14 protein-coding genes, 1 tRNA gene and 1 pseudogene are annotated in these 16,453 nt (G+C 71.5%); 6 read left to right on the forward strand and 10 right to left on the reverse strand.

What is annotated here, in order from left to right:
- Nucleotides 1-18 precede the first annotated feature (18 nt).
- The 3 genes from AC069K_RS17320 (at nucleotide 19) to AC069K_RS17330 (ending at nucleotide 2,830) form a co-directional block, all read left to right on the forward strand.
- Nucleotides 19-696, forward strand: coding sequence for a helix-turn-helix domain-containing protein (locus AC069K_RS17320; RefSeq protein WP_358834187.1), 678 nt, complete (start codon nucleotides 19-21; stop codon nucleotides 694-696).
- A gap of 98 nt (nucleotides 697-794) precedes the next feature.
- Entirely contained in the window at nucleotides 795-2,069 is a 1,275-nt protein-coding gene (locus AC069K_RS17325; protein WP_365099748.1) for a VWA domain-containing protein, read from the forward strand.
- Nucleotides 2,069-2,830 (forward strand): hypothetical protein, encoded by a 762-nt coding sequence (locus tag AC069K_RS17330; RefSeq protein ID WP_478616953.1) that lies wholly within the window; start codon nucleotides 2,069-2,071, stop codon nucleotides 2,828-2,830. Before AC069K_RS17325 ends, AC069K_RS17330 begins: the two co-directional genes overlap by 1 nt.
- Nucleotides 2,831-2,837: 7 nt before the next feature.
- On the opposite strand, the gene pcaDC is transcribed toward AC069K_RS17330, so the two are convergent.
- The 4 genes from pcaDC to AC069K_RS17350 all read right to left on the reverse strand — a co-directional run bounded on the left by pcaDC (nucleotide 2,838) and on the right by AC069K_RS17350 (nucleotide 6,217).
- Entirely contained in the window at nucleotides 2,838-3,983 is a 1,146-nt protein-coding gene (gene pcaDC / locus AC069K_RS17335) for a bifunctional 3-oxoadipate enol-lactonase/4-carboxymuconolactone decarboxylase PcaDC (protein ID WP_478616956.1), read from the reverse strand.
- On the reverse strand, nucleotides 3,970-4,491 hold the full coding sequence (gene pcaG, locus AC069K_RS17340) for a protocatechuate 3,4-dioxygenase subunit alpha (RefSeq protein ID WP_365099956.1): 522 nt from the start codon (nucleotides 4,489-4,491) through the stop codon (nucleotides 3,970-3,972). Before pcaG ends, pcaDC begins: the two co-directional genes overlap by 14 nt.
- Nucleotides 4,488-5,264, reverse strand: a complete 777-nt coding sequence (gene pcaH / locus AC069K_RS17345) for a protocatechuate 3,4-dioxygenase subunit beta (protein ID WP_478616960.1) — start codon at nucleotides 5,262-5,264, stop codon at nucleotides 4,488-4,490. Before pcaH ends, pcaG begins: the two co-directional genes overlap by 4 nt.
- Nucleotides 5,265-5,413: 149 nt before the next feature.
- Entirely contained in the window at nucleotides 5,414-6,217 is an 804-nt protein-coding gene (locus AC069K_RS17350; RefSeq protein ID WP_365099741.1) for a CoA transferase subunit A, read from the reverse strand.
- A gap of 188 nt (nucleotides 6,218-6,405) precedes the next feature.
- Between AC069K_RS17350 and AC069K_RS17355 the strand changes: the two genes are divergently transcribed.
- Entirely contained in the window at nucleotides 6,406-6,873 is a 468-nt protein-coding gene (locus AC069K_RS17355; RefSeq protein WP_358834194.1) for a MarR family winged helix-turn-helix transcriptional regulator, read from the forward strand.
- Between the two features lie 22 nt (nucleotides 6,874-6,895).
- Here AC069K_RS17355 and AC069K_RS17360 read toward each other — a convergent pair whose 3' ends face one another.
- The 5 genes and pseudogenes from AC069K_RS17360 to AC069K_RS17380 form a co-directional block, all read right to left on the reverse strand.
- Nucleotides 6,896-8,296: an FAD-dependent oxidoreductase gene (locus tag AC069K_RS17360; RefSeq protein WP_478616964.1), complete on the reverse strand. Its 1,401-nt coding sequence runs from the start codon at nucleotides 8,294-8,296 to the stop codon at nucleotides 6,896-6,898.
- 177 nt (nucleotides 8,297-8,473) lie between these two features.
- Nucleotides 8,474-10,531 (reverse strand): phosphocholine-specific phospholipase C, encoded by a 2,058-nt coding sequence (locus tag AC069K_RS17365; protein ID WP_478616967.1) that lies wholly within the window; start codon nucleotides 10,529-10,531, stop codon nucleotides 8,474-8,476.
- A gap of 173 nt (nucleotides 10,532-10,704) precedes the next feature.
- The gene (qcrB, locus tag AC069K_RS17370) at nucleotides 10,705-12,393 is read right to left on the reverse strand and encodes a cytochrome bc1 complex cytochrome b subunit (protein WP_478616970.1); all 1,689 of its coding nucleotides are present in this window, start codon (nucleotides 12,391-12,393) and stop codon (nucleotides 10,705-10,707) included.
- Nucleotides 12,394-12,848: 455 nt separating this feature from the next.
- Nucleotides 12,849-13,232, reverse strand: a complete 384-nt coding sequence (locus AC069K_RS17375) for a hypothetical protein (RefSeq protein ID WP_478616973.1) — start codon at nucleotides 13,230-13,232, stop codon at nucleotides 12,849-12,851.
- A 145-nt stretch (nucleotides 13,233-13,377) separates the two neighbouring features.
- Nucleotides 13,378-14,481, reverse strand: a pseudogene (locus tag AC069K_RS17380) (helix-turn-helix domain-containing protein).
- Between the two features lie 265 nt (nucleotides 14,482-14,746).
- Between AC069K_RS17380 and AC069K_RS17385 the strand changes: the two are divergent.
- Together AC069K_RS17385 and AC069K_RS17390 are read left to right on the forward strand one after the other, a co-directional pair.
- On the forward strand, nucleotides 14,747-15,229 hold the full coding sequence (locus AC069K_RS17385; protein WP_365099729.1) for a hypothetical protein: 483 nt from the start codon (nucleotides 14,747-14,749) through the stop codon (nucleotides 15,227-15,229).
- A 93-nt stretch (nucleotides 15,230-15,322) separates the two neighbouring features.
- Nucleotides 15,323-15,985: a class I SAM-dependent methyltransferase gene (locus tag AC069K_RS17390; RefSeq protein ID WP_478616978.1), complete on the forward strand. Its 663-nt coding sequence runs from the start codon at nucleotides 15,323-15,325 to the stop codon at nucleotides 15,983-15,985.
- 170 nt (nucleotides 15,986-16,155) lie between these two features.
- Here AC069K_RS17390 and AC069K_RS17395 read toward each other — a convergent pair.
- Nucleotides 16,156-16,243, reverse strand: a tRNA-Leu gene (locus AC069K_RS17395).
- Between the last annotated feature and the right edge of the window lie 210 nt (nucleotides 16,244-16,453).

Here is a 16,453-nt window from a genome sequence, read left to right on the forward strand (position 1 = left end):
GATCTAGGAGAATGACTGGTGACGGACGGCTTCTCGGATCCGGGACCGGCGGCCACGGGCCCGCTGGGGGACATCGCCGCCCGCGTCGGCGACCTGGCCCGCAAGCTCGGAATGAGCCAGGCAGAGGTCTTCGACGTCCACCAGCTCTCCGACGCCTCGGGGGTCCCGGCCGAGGTCGTCCAGGCGCTGCTCGACGGCCGGGAGGCCGGTGAGCCGGACGTGCAGGCGCGGTTCCTCCAGCGGTTCGCGGCGCTGCGCCGCTCGCGGCTGAAACCCAATGGCCGCCCCTACACCCAGCAGGAGATCGCCGCCGGCGCCGGGATGTCCCGGCAGCAGGCGGGCGCGCTCATCAACGGCGACCGGCGCCCCACCATGGAGCACTGCGACGCCATCCAGCGCTTCTTCAAGGTCCACGCGGGCTATCTCACCGCCGAGGACAGCGAGGCCCTCGCCGACGCCCTCCTGCGTACCGAGCAGGAACTGCTGCACGCCTTCGCCGCCCGCGAGCATGACCGGGAGCGCGAACTCGACGCGCTCGCCCCCGACGGCCGGGACCCGCTGGAGCGGCTGCTCCAGGACCACGGGGTGCGCGGCATCGCCTGGCGCGCCGCCCAACTCCCCACGGACAAGCACCGGGACAAGGTCACCGAGTGGCTGGACATGCTCCTGGAGAGCGTCAAACGCGTCGATCCCTGACGGCCGGCCCCCGTCCGGCCGCGGCGGGCCGGGCACCGCGGCGCCGGATTCGCCCCGCTGGATTTGGGCGAGCATACGATCTTCCATAGGATCCGGCGATGATCACCAGAAAACGGCTGGCGGCCGGGGTGGGCGCGCTGCTCGCCACCCTCGCCACCGGTATCCTCCCGGCCGACGCGGTCGCGGCCGACGGGCCGCCCGCGCAGAAGGCCGCACCCAAGGTCGAGTTGGTGCTGGACGTCAGCGGCTCCATGCGGGCCCGCGACATCGACGGCCAGTCCCGGATCTCCGTCGCCAAGCAGGCCTTCAACGACGTACTGGACTCGGTCCCCCCGGAGGTCGAGCTCGGCATCCGCACGCTCGGCGCCAACTACCCGGGCAACGACCGCAAGGTCGGCTGCAAGGACACCCGCCAGCTGTACCCGGTCGGCCCGCTCGACCGCACCGAGGCGAAGACGGCCGTGGCCACCCTCGCCCCGACCGGCTGGACACCGATCGGCCCGGCGCTCCAGGGCGCGGCGCAGGACCTCAAGGGCGGTGAGGCGACCCGCCGGATCGTGCTCATCACGGACGGCGAGGACACCTGCGCCCCGCTCGACCCGTGCGAGGTGGCGCGCGACATCGCCGCCCAGGGCATCCACCTGGTCATCGACACGCTCGGCCTCAACCCGGACGCCAAGACGCGCGACCAGCTGACCTGCATCGCGCAGGCGACCGGCGGCACCTACACCTCGGTCAAGCACAAGGACGAGCTCAAGGACCGCGTCAAGCAGTCGGTGGACCGCGCCGCCGACCCCGTGATCGTCCCGGTCGCCACCGGCGGCGCCGCGAGCTGCGCGAGCGCGCCGCAGCTCAAGCCCGGCCTGTACACCGACCGTGAGACGTTCGGCGAGCACCGCTGGTACAAGGTCGACGTCAAGCCCGGCCAGGAGCTGCGGGCCGCCGTCAGCGTCGGCGCCGACCGCGCCGTCAACAACGACTACGGCGTCCTGCTGCGGGCCGTCACCCGGCACGGCCGGGAGATCGTCCGCGGGTCCGAGGCGGGCGACGGCCGCACCGACCTGATCTCGACCGGTCTGCGCTATCCCAGGCCCGAGGCGAAGGACGACGACGACAAGGACGCCGTCGAGACGGTGTGCCTCCAGGTCAGCAACTCCTTCTCGGCGCCCCCGTCGGTGAAGACCACGCCGGGCATGCCCGTCGAGCTGACCGTGGACGTCGTCGACGGCCCCGACGGACCGTCCGACGTCGCCGCCTTCGGCCTCGGCCGCGGCTGGTGGCTGCTGGGCGTCCTGGTGCTCGCCGGCTTCGTCGCCGGTCTGCTGTGGGGCTGGATCTCGCGCTGGCGCGTCGCCGTCTGGAGGACCAACTGATGCGTATCCCGAGGATGCTGACGGCGGCGCTGCTCACCGGCGCCGCGCTGCTCGCCCCCGCCGCCCCGGCACTGGCCGGCACCCCGTCGCCCGCGCCGAGCAAGTCCACCGGCGCGCCGACCCAGGCGGGCACCACCTTCCGTACGGCGACACCGGTCGAGCAGGGCCAGCGGGCCACGGCGACCGCCTCCAGCGGTGACTACCTGTACTGGGTCTTCCCCGCCGACGCGGGGCAGCGCCCCACCGTCGACGCCACGGTGACGCTGCCGTCGTCCGGCCGCCAGGCCGCGACGACGTGGCGGATCGACGTGTACGACGGGCTGCGCCGCCGCCAGCCGTGCATGTACGGGGCGCAGTCCCGCACCGCGGCGCCGGACGCCACCGCGGTGACGCTCTCGTGCACCCTGCGGCCCGTGGTGGCCTGGGCGGACGCCTGGGCCAACGACCCGCTGCCGGGCAGCTACTACGTACGGCTGACCGCCGTCGGGCTGCCCGCGTCCGAGCGGGGTCTGCCGGTCAAGGCGGAGATGAAGCCCCGCACGGTGAAGGCGGGCGGTTCGCACGCCGTGGACGGCACCCTGTCCACGCCGCTGGGCGCGGGCGGACCGAAGACCGAGCCGGAGGACGGCTGGTCCTCCGGCTGGTGGACCGACCGCTGGATCTGGACGGCGCTCGGCGGCGTGCTCGCGGCCCTCGCCGGGGTCGGCGGGTACGTACTGACCCGCGGCCGGGGCCGTCCCGCGCACGTCCCCCGGGGCTGACGGCCCCTCACTCCGCCTGCGCCGCGGGCTCGGCCAGTACCCGCTGGGCCACGGCGAAGGCGGAGTGGGCGGCGGGCACCCCGCAGTAGACCGCGGTCTGGAGCAGGGCCGCGCCGATCTCGTCCGGGGTGAGCCCGCCGCGCCGGGCGGCCCGCACGTGCAGGGCCAGCTCGTCCCAGTGCCCGCGGGCCACCAGCGCGGTCAGCGTGATCAGGCTGCGCTCGCGCCGGCTCAGCGTGGGGTCGCCCCAGATCTCCCCCCACGCGTACCGGGTGAGGAGGTCCTGGAAGCGTGTGGTGAAGGCGTCGGCGCGGGCCTCGGCCCGGTCGACGTGGGCGTCCCCGAGGACCTCGCGGCGGATCGCGGCGCCCCCGGGGGCGGGTGGCGCGAAATGGCCGCGCAGCGCGGCCAGTACCGCCTCGGGGCGCTCCACCGGCGCCAGGTGCGAGGCTCCGGCGATCTCCACGAGCGAGGCTCCCGGCAGGGCGTCGGCGAGTTCCCGCGCGTGCGCGGGCGGGGTGACCGGGTCGGCCCGCCCGGCGACGACGAGCGTCGGCGCCGCGATCTTCTTCAGCTCCGTCCGCAGATCGAACCCGGACAGGGCGTCGCAGGCGGCCGCGTAGCCGCGCGGGTCGACGGCACGCAAGGACGCGAGCGGCCCGGGAGCCTCGAAGCCGGGGGTGAACCACCGCCCGGCGGCGCCCGCCGCGACCGGCGCCATCCCCTCCCGGCGCACGACGGCGGCCCGCTCGTGCCACGGTTCGCGGCCCCCGAAGTCCGCCGAGGCGCACACCACCGCCAGCCGGTCCACCCGGTCCGGGTGGTGCGCGGCGATCCACATCCCGACCGCCCCGCCGAGCGAGACCCCCGCGTACGAGAAGCCGCGTACGCCCAGCGCGTCGGCGAGGCGCAGGACCAGGCGGGCGAAGTCGCCGACATTGGCGCCGGCGGCGATCGGGGCGGTGGGCGAGCCGCCGTGACCGGGCAGGTCCCAGCGGACCACCCGGTGGGTGGCGGCGAGTCCGGGGGCGACGCCGTCCCACACGGCGGCGGTCGTGCCGAGGGCGGGGCCGAGCAGGAGCACCGGGGCGCCCGCCGGGCCGTCGCAGCGGTGGTGGAGGAGACCGGGGTCCCCCGCGTCAGCGGAACTCAAGGAACACCGTCTCCTTCGCGCCCTGGAGGTGGATGTCGAAGCGGTGGCCGCGCGCCCCGGGGTCGGGCACCGCCAGCAGGGTGCGGCGCAGCTCGGGCTCCAGGGAGTCGAGCAGCGGGTCGGGCGCCTCGCTCAGGTAGACCCGGGTGAACAGGTGGTGGAGCAGGCCCCGGGCGAAGACCGCCACGCAGAGGTAGGGGACCCCGCCGGGCGCGAGGGTGCGCAGGGTCCAGTGGCCCGCCGCGTCGGTGGGGACGCGTCCGAAGCCGGTGAAGTCGACGCCGTTGCGGCCGAGCGAGCCGGGCCGCCCTCTGCGGGAGCCGTCGGGTCCGGGCTGCCAGAACTCCAGGAGTGCGTCGGGCACCGGGGCGCCCTCGCCGTCGTAGACGTGGCCGTGGAGCGTGAGGGTGTCCGGGTGGCCGGGCGGGGCCATCGCGGCGCCGCCCGGGAAGGGCAGGGCGTGGCCGTAGAACGGGCCGATGGTCTGGGAGGGGGTGGGGGGCCTCATCGCGCCTCCCCCTCGAACGAGGTGGCGCGGGGCCCGTCGAGCACGATGTCCCAGCGGTAGCCCAACGACTCGTCGGGGACGGAGAGTTCCGGGTCGTACGCCGCCACGAGGCGCCCGCGCGCGGCCTCGTCGGGGACCGCGAGCAGGATCGGGTCGTGGTCGAGGAGGGGGTCGCCGGGGAAGTACATCTGGGTGATCAGCCGCTGGGTGAAGGCGGTCCCGAAGAGCGAGAAGTGCAGGTGCGCGGGCCGCCAGGCGTTGTCGTGGTTCTGCCAGGGGTAGGCGCCCGGCTTGATGGTGGTGAAGGCGTAGCGTCCGTCGGTGTCGGTGAGGCAGCGGCCGAACCCGGTGAAGTGGGGGTCCAGCGGCGCGCGGTGCCGGTCGAGCCGATGGGCGTACCGTCCGGCGGCGTTGGCCTGCCAGATCTCGGTGAGCTGGCCCGCGACGGGCCGTCCCTCGCGGTCCACGACCCGGCCGCTGACCGTGATGCGCTCCCCCAGCGGTTCGCCCCGGTGGTGGGCGGTCAGGTCGTGGTCGAGCGGGCCGACGTCGGTGGCGCCGAAGACCGGCCCGTACAGCTCCACGGCCTCCGGGTCGCGCACCGGCAGCGGCGGGCGGCGGGGGTGGCGCAGCCGGCTGCCGACGTACGGCGGGAAGTCGCGCGGCGGGTGGTCGGCGTCCCGGACGGCGGCGCGGACGTCGGCCGCCCCGGTGGCGATGACATGCTGATCGAGCCCGTCGGGCGCCGTTCCGTCGTGCTGACGTGCTGCCATCCCTACCTCTTTCCGGCCGTTGTGAGGGCGTGCGTCCCCTTCGGCTCCGTCACCGGCCGGGCGGGCACGTCCGCGCGCCCGCCGGGGCCCGCGCCGCGCCGGCCTCCCTCGGCACAGCGCCCGCGGGTCCGCCCCGGCGGGCCCGTCGCTCATCCGGTCACACACTCCCTGAGCCACTGCTGGAACATCTCGCGGTCCCGCGAGACGCGGTCCCATTCCCGGTAGTAGTCGTTGTCCCGCTCCGAGTACCCCGCCGCGTACGAGGGATGGGCGCCACCCGGCACCCAGGCGACGGCGTCGACGACCCACCCCGGCAGCACCACGCCTCCCGGTCGCGGGTCCAGCTCCTCGACCAGCTCCTCGACGGTGACGAGGACCCGGTCGGCCGCGAGGACCGCCTCCTTCTGCACCCCGGCGAGCCCCCAGAGCTGGACGTTGCCCTCCCGGTCGGCCTGCTGGGCGTGGATGACGGTGACGTCCGGGTTGACCGCGGCCACCGCCGCCAGCTCCTGCCCGGTGGAGGGGCAGTCGATGGTTGACAGCGTTGTCGTACGCCGCCCGAGGTCACTGCCCCGATAGCCGTTGAGAAGGGCCAACGGCAGCCGGGAGGCGCCCGCCGCATAGCGGTTGGCCATGCCCGCGTGGCTGTGCTCGTCCAGCTCCAGGGGCCGCGGCCAGCCGTTCTCGACCGCGTCCCGGAAGCGGTGCAGCGAGCCGACGCCCGGGTTGCCGCCCCAGGAGAACACCAGCTTCCTGGCCAGCCCCGCCCCGATGAGCTGGTCGTAGATCACGTCCGGGGTCATCCGCACCAGCGTGAGATCGGTGATGCCCTGCCGGATGACCTCGTGGGCCGCCGCGAACGGGATGAGGTGCGTGAACCCCTCCATGGCGACCGTGTCCCCGTCGTGGATCAGGTCGGCCACCGCCTCGCGCAGCCCTCGGATTTCGGCCATTGCTTCCCCCTGCCCTTCGCTTCCCCGTAGCGGTAGGGTCAGTGTTTAGTCAGTGCACTGAGTACCTACCGCTCCCGAAGCTAACGGGACGACTCGGGCGGGTCAACACCCACCGGGCGCTGAACACTTGACCGTACGCGGTTGACCGAAAGCGCTCGCTACGAGCGGCAGCACGAGAGGAACCGGCCGTGTCCGCAGTCGACTTGAGCAGCCACCCCGGACATCTGGCCCGGCGGCTCCAGCAGGTCCACCACCTGCTGTGGAACACGATGGTCTCCGAGCAGACCACCTCCCCGCAGTTCGCCGTCCTCAACACCCTGGTCGCCTCGCCGGGTCTGGACCAGCGCAGCGTCGGCGAGCGCGTGGGCCTGGACCGGTCGACGATCGCGGAGGTCGTCAGCCGGCTCACCCGGCGCGGTCTGCTGCGCAAGACGCGCGACCCGCGCGACGGCCGGCGCTCGCGGCTCGCCGTCACCGACGAGGGCCGCGCGGCGCACCGCGAACTCACCGCCCGCACGGCCCGGATGAACGAGGTCTTCCTCGCCCCGCTGGACCCCGCCGAGCAGGGCGTCTTCCTCGACCTGCTGCGCCGGGTCGCGGACGCGGCGGAGGGCCTGGGCCGTGCGGCCGAGGAGGCGGAGGCCGAGGCGAGCTGACCGGGCGCGGACGGCGCAGGCGCTAATCCTCCCGCTGTCGCGGTGGCTCCTGCGGGGCCGGTCGTACGGGGCCGAAGAGCACCGCCTTCGCGATGCCGGGCGCGAACAGCGCGGACACCGGCTCGCTCAGATACAGCACGTCGCGGAAGACCCTGCCGACCGCCGGGTCGCCGGGCGCCCGGGCCTCCACCCGCCCCAGGTACCAGCCGGAGATCCGGTCGGCGAGGGTGCTGCGCGCCGCGCTGCCCGTCGCGGTCGGCATGTTCTTGTCCGACCCGGCCGAGATGTCCCAGGCCTGCCGCGAGGCGTCCAGCATCGCCTTCTGCACGCGCCGGGTCGTCGGTGTACGGCGCGTGTCGGCCAGCGCGTCCCGCAGGGCGACGGCGCAGAGGGCGGCGACCGTCATGCCCTGGCCGTAGATCGGGTTGAAGACGCACTGGGCGTCCCCCGTGACCAGGAACCCGGCGGGGCGCCGGCCCGGACGGTCGTAGCGGCGGCGGATGTTCGCGGTGGTGCGGTAGGCGAGCGCGGGCGTCTCGGCCTTGGCCGCGTCCAGCCAGTCACGGGTGATCGGGTGCGGGAGCCGCTCGGAGAACTCGGTGAACCCCCGGTCGTCCAGCGGGGGTTCGGCGCCGCGCAGCCCCGAGAGCGTGACCAGCCACCGGCCGCCCTCGGCGGGCAGCACCACGGCGCCGTACGTCTGGCCCGGGTTGGGCACGATGAAGTGGGGCTCCGCGTCGCTGTCCTCGCCCGTGCGGTAGACGCGGGTCGCGTAGGCGAGGCCGGTCTCCAGGGTCTCCTCGGCTGCCGGTTCGGCGCCGATCGCGGTCAGCCAGTCGCCGGCCCGGCTGCCGCGCCCCGAGGCGTCGACCACCAGGTCCGCGGCCAGCCGCCGGGGCTCACGGCCCACGGCCGCGGCGCCCCGCTCGCGCAGCAGCACGCCCCGCACCCGGGTGGCATCCCCGGCCAGGCCCACGGTCTCGGTGCCCTCGACGAGGTCGATCCGGGGGTTCGCCAGTACCCTGCGGCGCACCAGCCACTCCAGCAGGGGCCGGGTCGGGCAGATGAAGAAGGCGGTCTCCTCCGTGCGGCGGAACCAGCGGCCCCCCTGCCACTGCACGATGTCGCTCGGAGCGCCGACGCGGGGCGCGCCGTGCGCCATCAGCTCCTCGCAGAAGCCCGGCAGCAGGGCGTCGTACGCCCGCTGGCCGCCCGGGATCAGCACATGGGTGTGGCGGCTCTGCGGCACCCCGCCACGCGCCTTGGGGCCGTCGGGCAGCCGGTCGCGCTCGACGATGGTCACCCGCTCGGCGTGCTCCGCGAGCACCTGGGCCGCGAGCAGTCCCGCCAGGCTTCCCCCGATGACGACGGCCTGCCGTCCCCCGCTCCTGGCCGCACCCGTCCCGTTCACCGTCTCCAGCAACGTACTCCCCCTGTCCGCTCTGGTCCGTGGCCGACCAGTATGACCCGTCACCGTGCCCGCGAAGGGGCGGAGTCGTACGATATGGCCCGATCCGGCCGCTGGTTCGGCGCGGGCGTCGCTCTGGACGCGGGCCGGGCCGCCCCCGCGGGGACGGCCCGGCCGTAGGGGTCCGATCGGTCAGACGGTGAGGATCGCCGGGTCGCTGACGCCCGCGGCTCCCGTCTCCACGTGCCCGGCGAACCGCCGCAGGAACACGGCACTGGAGCTGGACACCACGGACACGTCGTACCAGCGCCTGCTCGACGTCAGGTCGACCGTGTACGTGACGGTCGCGCCGGGCCGGACGGTCAGCGCCTGGGAGGCGCCGCCGTATCCGTCGGTGACCGTCAGGCGCGCGCTGGTCGTGCCCGCGTTGGTCAGCGTCAGGTCGAGGTTGCCGGTGGCCGCGTTGTGCCGGGCGCTCACCTCGGGGCCCGCGGTCTTCCCAGGGTTGCGGAAGGTGCGCAGGAACCCGTTGGGCCCGAAGACCGTGAGGTCGGTGGTGCCCTTGGAGTAGGCGGTGTTCCAGGTGTCCGCGAGCGTCCTGCCCGCCTCGGTGGTGTACGTCCACGGCCCGTCGGTGCGGTTCGGGGAGGTCACCAGGAACTGGGCCCCGGCCGCCGCGCCCCCGCTGAAGGTCAGGGTGAACCGGCCCGTGGAGGCGTTGGCCGTGCCGTCCACGTACGGCGCGTACCGCAGCGGCCTGGTCCTGCGTGAGCCCCGCTCCTGCCGGGGCACGCTGCCGGTCGTGGGCGGCACCGGCACGTAGTCCGGGTGGCGGTCGCGGTCCGGCGGCACATAGGCGGCGGTGGAGGGCAGGGCCGCGGGCGCGGTGGTGGACCTGCCGAAGTCGAACGCCGAGGTCAGGTCGCCGCAGATGGCCCGCCGCCAGGGCGAGATGTTGGGCTCGCGGACACCGAAGCGGCGCTCCATGAAGCGGATGATCGAGGTGTGGTCGAAGGTCTCGGAGCAGCTGTAGCCGCCGGTGGACCAGGGCGAGACGACGATCATCGGGACGCGCTGGCCCAGCCCGTAGGGGCCCGCCGCGTGGCTGAGGTCACCGGCGTAGTAGTCGGCCGAGGTGGGGACCGTGGACAGGCCCTGGTTGGCCGAGGCGGGCGGGAACGGCGGCACGACGTGGTCGAAGAAGCCGTCGTTCTCGTCGTACGTGATGAACAGCGCGGTCTTCGCCCACACGTCGGGGTTGGAGGTGAGCGCGTCGAGCACCTGCGAGATGTACCAGGCGCCGTAGTTCGCGGGCCAGTTGGGGTGCTCGGTGAACGCCTCGGGCGCGGCGATCCAGGAGACCTGCGGCAGCTTCCCCGCCTTCACGTCGGCCTTGAGGACGTCGAAGAGGCCCTGCCCCGCCTTGGCGTCGGTGCCGGTGCGCGCCTTCTCGTAGAGCGCGTCGCCGGGTTTGGCGTTGCGGTAGCTGGTGAAGTACAGCAGGGAGTTGTCGCCGTAGTTGCCGCGGTAGGCGTCGTTGATCCAGCCCCAGCCGCCGGCCGCGTCCAGGCCGTCGCCGATGTCCTGGTAGATCTTCCAGGACACCCCGGCCTTCTCCAGGCGCTCGGGGTAGGTCGTCCAGCCGTACCCCTTCTCGTCGTTGCCCAGCACGGGCCCGCCGCCGGTTCCGTCGTTGCCGGTGTACCCCGTCCACATGTAGTAGCGGTTGGGGTCGGTGGAGCCGATGAACGAGCAGTGGTACGCGTCGCAGATGGTGAAGGCGTCGGCGAGCGCATAGTGGAACGGGATGTCCTCGCGGGTGAGGTAGGCCATCGTGGTGGGCGTCTTGGCGGGCACCCACTGGTCGTACTTGCCGTTGTTGAACGCCTTGTGGCTGCCGGCCCAGTCGTGGTTGAGGTCCTGGATGAACTGGAGGCCGAGCTTGTCGGCCTTGGGCCGGAACGGCAGTACCTCCTTGCCGCCGCCCTCCTGGTGCCAGACCGACTTGCCGCTGGGGAGCGTGACCGGCCGCGGGTCACCGAAGCCGCGGACGCCGTTGAGCGAGCCGAAGTAGTGGTCGAAGGAACGGTTCTCCTGCATCAGGACGACGATGTGCTCGACGTCCTGGATGCTGCCGGTGCTGCCCTGGGCCGGGATGGCGGCGGCGCGGGCGATGCTGTCGGACAGCATGGTGAGGGCCGCGGTGCCGCCGGCGAGCTGCATGAACCGGCGCCGATTGAGTTCAGCCATGAGTGAGGTGACCTCTGCAAGGGTGTGGGGACAGAAGCGACTGGGAGTGGAGTGTTCCAAGAACAGCGAGCCATGCGGAAGACCTGGTGGCGGATCCGTGTCACGGGGCGGTACGGAACACGAACAGGACCCCGCCGCGTGCGACGGGGTCCTGTTGAGGGGGCCGGGACGGCTCAGCGCGGCTGCTGCTCCTGCTCCTCGTGCCCGGGGAGCTGGCCGTGTCCGTGGCCGGAGTTCTGGATCTGCCGGTACTCCTCGGCGGTGGCCTTGGGGATGTGCGAGCCGGGCCCGTACAGGGCCTTGGCGAGCTTGGCGCGCAGCCGCTGGGAGCGGGTCACCTGGCGGCGGACGCCGTTCTCGTCGACCTCCGGGCCCAGTTCGTAGGGCGCGGGCTGCTCGTGGTGGGTGAGCTTGTAGAGCTGCCCCTGGTCGAGCGGCTCGTGCACCTCCACGTACTCGCCGTGCGGCAGCCGTTTGATGATGCCGCTCTCCCGGCCGTGGAGCGCCTTCTCGCGGTCACGGAGCTGGAGTCCCTGGCAGATGCGCTTGGTGACGACGAAGGTGAGCACCGGTCCGGCGAAGAAGGCGATGCGGACGAACCAGGTGATCGAGTTGATCGAGAGATGGAAGTGGGTGGCCCACAGGTCGTTGCCGCCGCCGATCAGGCACACGAAGTACATGGCCAGCCAGGCCGTGCCGAGGCCGGTGCGGACGGGGTGGTTGCGCGGCCGGTCCGCGATGTGGTGCTCACGCTTGTCGCCGGTGACCCAGGCCTCGATGAACGGGTACGCGCCGATCGCGGCGAGCAGCAGCGGGAAGAGCGTGAAGGGGATCAGGACGCCGAGGGCGAGCGTGTGGCCCCAGGCGTTGATCTCCCATCCCGGCATCACCCGGATCAGCCCCTCGGAGAAGCCCAGGTACCAGTCGGGCTGCGCGCCGGTCGAGACGAGGTCGGGCCGGTAGGGGCCCATCGCCCACACGGGGTTGATGGTCGCGACCGCGCCCATGATGGTCAGCAGCCCGAAGACCAGGAAGAAGAACCCGCCGGCCTTGGCGGTGTAGACGGGCATCAGGGGCGCGCCCACCACGTTCTTCTCGGACCGGCCGGGCCCGGCGAACTGGGTGTGCTTGTGGTAGAAGACCAGGATCAGATGGGTGACGACCAGCCCCAGGATGAGCCCCGGCAGCAGCAGCACGTGCGCCGAGTAGAGCCGCGGGATGATGTCGTGCCCGGGGAACTCCCCGCCGAAGAGGAAGAAGGAGATGTACGTACCGATCACCGGGATCGACAGGATCGCGCCGTCGGCGAAGCGGATGCCGGTGCCGGAGAGCAGGTCGTCGGGGAGCGAGTAGCCGGTGAGACCGGTGATGAGGGCCGTGAAGAGGATGGTCCAGCCGAACAGCCAGTTCAGTTCGCGCGGCTTGCGGTAGGAGCCGGTGAAGAACACGCGCATCATGTGCACCAGCAGACCGGCGCAGAAGACCAGCGCCGACCAGTGGTGGACCTGACGTATCAGCAGACCGCCGCGCACGTCGAAGCTGATGTCGATGGTGGACTCGTAGGCCCTGGTCATCCGGACGCCGCTGAGCGGGGTGTACGAGCCGTGGTAGACGACCTCCACACCGCTCGGCTCGAAGAACATCGTCAGATAGATGCCGGTGAGAATGAGGACGAGAAAGCTGTAGAGGCAGATCTCCCCGAACATGAAGGACCAGTGGTCCGGGAAGATCTTGCGCATCTGGGTCCGGGCGATGGAGTAGATCCCGAGCCGCCCGTCCGCCCAGTCGGCCAGCCGCTCCCCCTTCGCGGGTTCCGCCGGCCGCTCGGTGTCCTCCGTGCCGCTCCTGATGTCGGTGCTCATGCGTCTCCCCCTCAGGCGTTCCATCCCTCAAGGCCTGTAACAGGGTAGACATCCGAACACCCGGGCCAACAGCCCCTACCCGGACGCGCGTTGGGTGAGCCGGACCACGCGGGCGGGACGCCGCCGGCCGGTCAGCCGACCCGGCGCCGGTCGCGCGCGACGAACTCCCAGGTGGGCTCGGCTGCGGATGCGGCGGCGGGGGTGGCTGCTGCGGCGTCGGCTGCGGGCATGACGATGGCGTTCAAGTGTCGCTCCCCTGAGAGGTGTTCGGGATCGGAGTGAGGGGTGGGGGGTGGGTGACGTAACGACGGCGGCTCGCGACGCGGACCCGAGAATACCAACCGGAGGGTCTACTTCACTAGCGGAGACGCACGGAAACTGAGCGACGAAATGCCGTACATGACCACATAAAGGGATGTTCCCTCTTCAACAAAACAGGCAGAGGGGTCGGATATTCACTCGGCCACGGGCAGCGCGGCCAGCACGTCCGGGGGGAGGGGATACCGCGCGGCGAGGGCGGCGATGATCTGATGGGCCACGTCCCGGTCGGCCTCCGGATCGGCCACTTCCGCCCCCGGCCCTTCCTCGCCGCCCGCGAGGAGCGCGCGCAGCTCGTCCCGTACGGACTCCTCGGAGACCCCGTACGTCCGCGCGTCGGCGAGCTGCTCGTCGACATAGCGGTGAACCCGTTCGAGGACGGCCTTGACGGACCCCCCGTCGAACTCGGCCCTCACGACGACCCCGCCGGCGCCTCCCTGCCCGTCCTCGGGCGCCGCCAACAGGGCGACCACGGCGTCCTTCACGTCGAGACGGGTGAGAAAGACACTGACGACGGTCATCGCTGCTGCTCCTTGCCTATGGGGGCACGTGTGACGGCGCGCGGGACGGGGCGCCGGGCCTGGACCGTGTGTATCGCATCCGGCTATAGGGACACTTGCCCGGGCAGGCGGCGACCCGGTACGGCGGTGGGCTCGAGTCCCCGGACTACGCCCTGATCTCACCCATGAGCATGCGGAGGGTCAGAGAGTGCTTCTCGGGCGGCAGGGCGTCCATGGCCCCTTGCGCGTATGCCAGACCCCCGGCTCGGTCGCCGGACCGGGCCAGCATCAAACCCCTGTGGAGTTCGAGGTGGGTGGCGAAGCGAGGGAGCGTCGGCGGGAGCTCCCGGCGCGCCTCCTCCTGGGCCTCCACCGCTCCCCTCTCATCGCCGAGCCGGGCCAGCAGCAGAGACCGGAACACGTTCAATCGCCAATAGGGAACGCCGTAGTCGGAGGTTTGTTCGTACGACCCCGTCCTGTCGAAGAGATGCCTGCCCCGCGTGTCCAACTCGATGGCTGTCACATGGTCCCCTCGGATGGCCGCCGTATGCGCCTTCCCGTAGACGGCGTTCAGCAGTCCCAAGGATGGTCGTTCCGAGATGGCCATGGCTTGATCAGCGATCACATCAGCCACCGGCAGAGACGCCCCCTCGTAGCCCAGGGCAATCGCAGCCCGGCCACGAACCCAAACCTGTGCCGACTCGTCCCCCGACTCGTCGGCAGCCTTGGCCGCCATGCGGTACCAGTGGACGGCCTTGGAGCCGTCCGAGCCGGGGAACGTCTTGGCGTACAACGTCATGAGCCGTGAGGCCACCGACCAGAGGCGGGGGTTGTCGAGTTGCTGCTGCACCACGACCAGCTCTCCGGAGACACGTCGTTGAATGTCAGCTGCGCCCAGAGACATGTACTCCGTGCCATAGATGGCCAGCTTGCTCTCCTAGTCGTCCACGGACGGGCCGCCACGAAGGCGGGCAGCAAACCCGACGGACAAGAGGTCTGAAGCCACCAGAGGGGCTATGGCGGCTCCGGCAACGTCAGTGAGGAAGGTACGCCGTTCCAACTCGTTCTCCAGGACAGCCAGGGGGACGTCCAGAACTGCCGACAGCGCCCGGAGGTAGAAGTTCCCGGGCTCATGCTTGGAACATTCCCAGCCGCTCACGTACTCCCGGCCGAGCGTCGTTCCGAACTGGTTGTTGATTGCCGACGCCAAGCGCCCTTGCGACCAGCCGCGCGCTGAACGTAGCTCCCGGATCAGCTCCCCGATGCCCATGGGACCATCTTGCTCCTACGAGTGCCACCGGGCAGCCAAGGCCCAGCAGGCTGAGGCGACTTGCCACTGCGCATCACACTGGGTGGCCCCGCTCAGGTGCCCGACGCTGTACGCACCCCACCCTGCTCCCGACCGGTGAAGCGGCCAGGGAGGGAGCGTGAGACAACGGCCCGGCCGGTCGCACACCACCGCGAAACGGAATCGGTCGGTCGGTCGGGACAGCAAGTGCAGTGCACCACTCCACAGCAGCAGGAGGAAACGCACCATGAGCACAGCAGTTCAGACCCGGACGCGTAATCCGCGCGTCATCCTGAACGCGGTACAGGAACGCGTGCCGCATCTGGTCGAGGAGGAGGGCGTGGCCGACCTGTGGGAGCGAGAGGTAGCACTCCTGCTCCGGGACAGCGTGGCCATTCGCAGCCTGGCCGAGCGCATCCTCGGTCAGGGGATCGCGTACCTGATCACCGCCATGGAACGTCACGGAGTGGACATGGGCGTCGGCAAGACCGTGGACGTAGGCGTGCATCAGCTCATCCTCGACACGCCGCTCTACTTCGCATTGTGTGAGGAGTACAACGGCGGGCGGTACAAACACCACGCTCCGCTGATCGAACGTCGCCGGGACGGCACCGTGATGCGCACGGCCGAACTGTTACGCGAGAACGGTTTCGCGGTGGACGACGAGCTGTGGGAGGTAGACGCCTCCGACTGCTCCCCGTGTGACGACAAGGTCCCCGACAGCCACTGACGCGGGACTGGAGTGCCTCCGCACCCGACCTCCGCACCAGGGGCGGGGGCACCCTCTCGCCCGCCCGATACACCCGACACAGAGGAAGCCCTGTTGCCCGCACGACACGACATCAACAGCGAACGCGAGCTCTGGGACACCTTCGCAGAAAGCACCAAGGACAAGGTGTTCGCATCTGATCCGGTCTTCTGCTGGACGCAGTACGCCGGGCACGGGCCGGGCCCCGAACTGCTCGGAGCCCCGGCAACCGCGCTGGAAATCGGCTGCGGCACGGGGCGGGCGCTCGCCTACCTCGCACAGCAGGGCGTGAAAGCAACGGGAGTGGACCTTTCACCCGTCATGGTCGCGAACACCACTGAACGCTGGGGCCCCTTGGGAGCACGCTTCGTCTGCGCGGAAGTGCTGGACCACCTGAGCCGCACAACTGAGTCGTACGACGCCGTGTACTCGATCTTCGGGGCGGTCTGGTTCACCGATCCGGCCAAGCTACTGCCTCTGATCGCCGCGCGGTTGAATCCGGGTGGCGTGCTTACGTTCTCCCACCCTCCGGCCATCCCCGGCGCGTACGGCCCCCAGGGGATGTACAAGGGAGGGTTCGCGGGAAAGGCCATGTACACGTACCGGTACAGCCACACGCCCCGGAAGTGGGGGAACCTCCTGCTCAGGGCTGGGTTCAAGGATGTAGAAGCCCAGGTTCTCGAGGCCCCGAAGGAAGATCACATCGGAACGCTCATTGTCCGCGCGGCAGTGAGCTGAACGGAAGAAGAGCAAGGACACCCCCGGCCCGATGGGGCCGGGTCGTTTTTGTTGGCCGGCTGAAGCAGAGCGAGGAAGAGGGTCCCGAGTCTGACCAGGAGACTCGCTCACTTGTTGGTCACGCCGTGCCCCAGAAACGCAGAAAACCCCAGATCAACTGGGGTTTTCGCTGGTGTCCGAGGGGGGACTTGAACCCCCACGCCCGATAAAGGGCACTAGCACCTCAAGCTAGCGCGTCTGCCATTCCGCCACCCGGACAAGGTGTCTGTCTCGCGGGGTCGTGCCCCGCGGCGACAGAGATAACTCTACCAGGGGTTCGAGGTGGTGTTCACCCGCATATTGCGTGGTCAGGCGAGTGGTGGGCCTTGGCTTGGCTGGGGTGTCGGGGTGTCTGGGCGGTGGTCGGTGGGGTGGGGGCCGAGCGTGGTCCTCCGGGTGCTCAGCGTGACCCGCCTCGGCGCCGGACGG

Source organism: Streptomyces sp. NPDC043908 (assembly GCF_056435525.1).

Bases quoted from the DNA above. Each gene is read 5' to 3' on its own strand.
- AC069K_RS17325 (WP_365099748.1), top strand. From the start codon at position 795: ATGATCACCAGAAAACGGCTGGCGGCCGGGGTGGGCGCGCTGCTCGCC.
- AC069K_RS17330 (WP_478616953.1), top strand. From the start codon at position 2,069: ATGCGTATCCCGAGGATGCTGACGGCGGCGCTGCTCACCGGCGCCGCG.
- pcaG (WP_365099956.1), bottom strand. From the start codon at position 4,491: ATGAGGCCCCCCACCCCCTCCCAGACCATCGGCCCGTTCTACGGCCAC.
- pcaH (WP_478616960.1), bottom strand. From the start codon at position 5,264: ATGGCAGCACGTCAGCACGACGGAACGGCGCCCGACGGGCTCGATCAG.
- AC069K_RS17350 (WP_365099741.1), bottom strand. From the start codon at position 6,217: ATGGCCGAAATCCGAGGGCTGCGCGAGGCGGTGGCCGACCTGATCCAC.
- AC069K_RS17365 (WP_478616967.1), bottom strand. From the start codon at position 10,531: ATGGCTGAACTCAATCGGCGCCGGTTCATGCAGCTCGCCGGCGGCACC.
- qcrB (WP_478616970.1), bottom strand. From the start codon at position 12,393: ATGAGCACCGACATCAGGAGCGGCACGGAGGACACCGAGCGGCCGGCG.
- AC069K_RS17375 (WP_478616973.1), bottom strand. From the start codon at position 13,232: ATGACCGTCGTCAGTGTCTTTCTCACCCGTCTCGACGTGAAGGACGCC.
- AC069K_RS17385 (WP_365099729.1), top strand. From the start codon at position 14,747: ATGAGCACAGCAGTTCAGACCCGGACGCGTAATCCGCGCGTCATCCTG.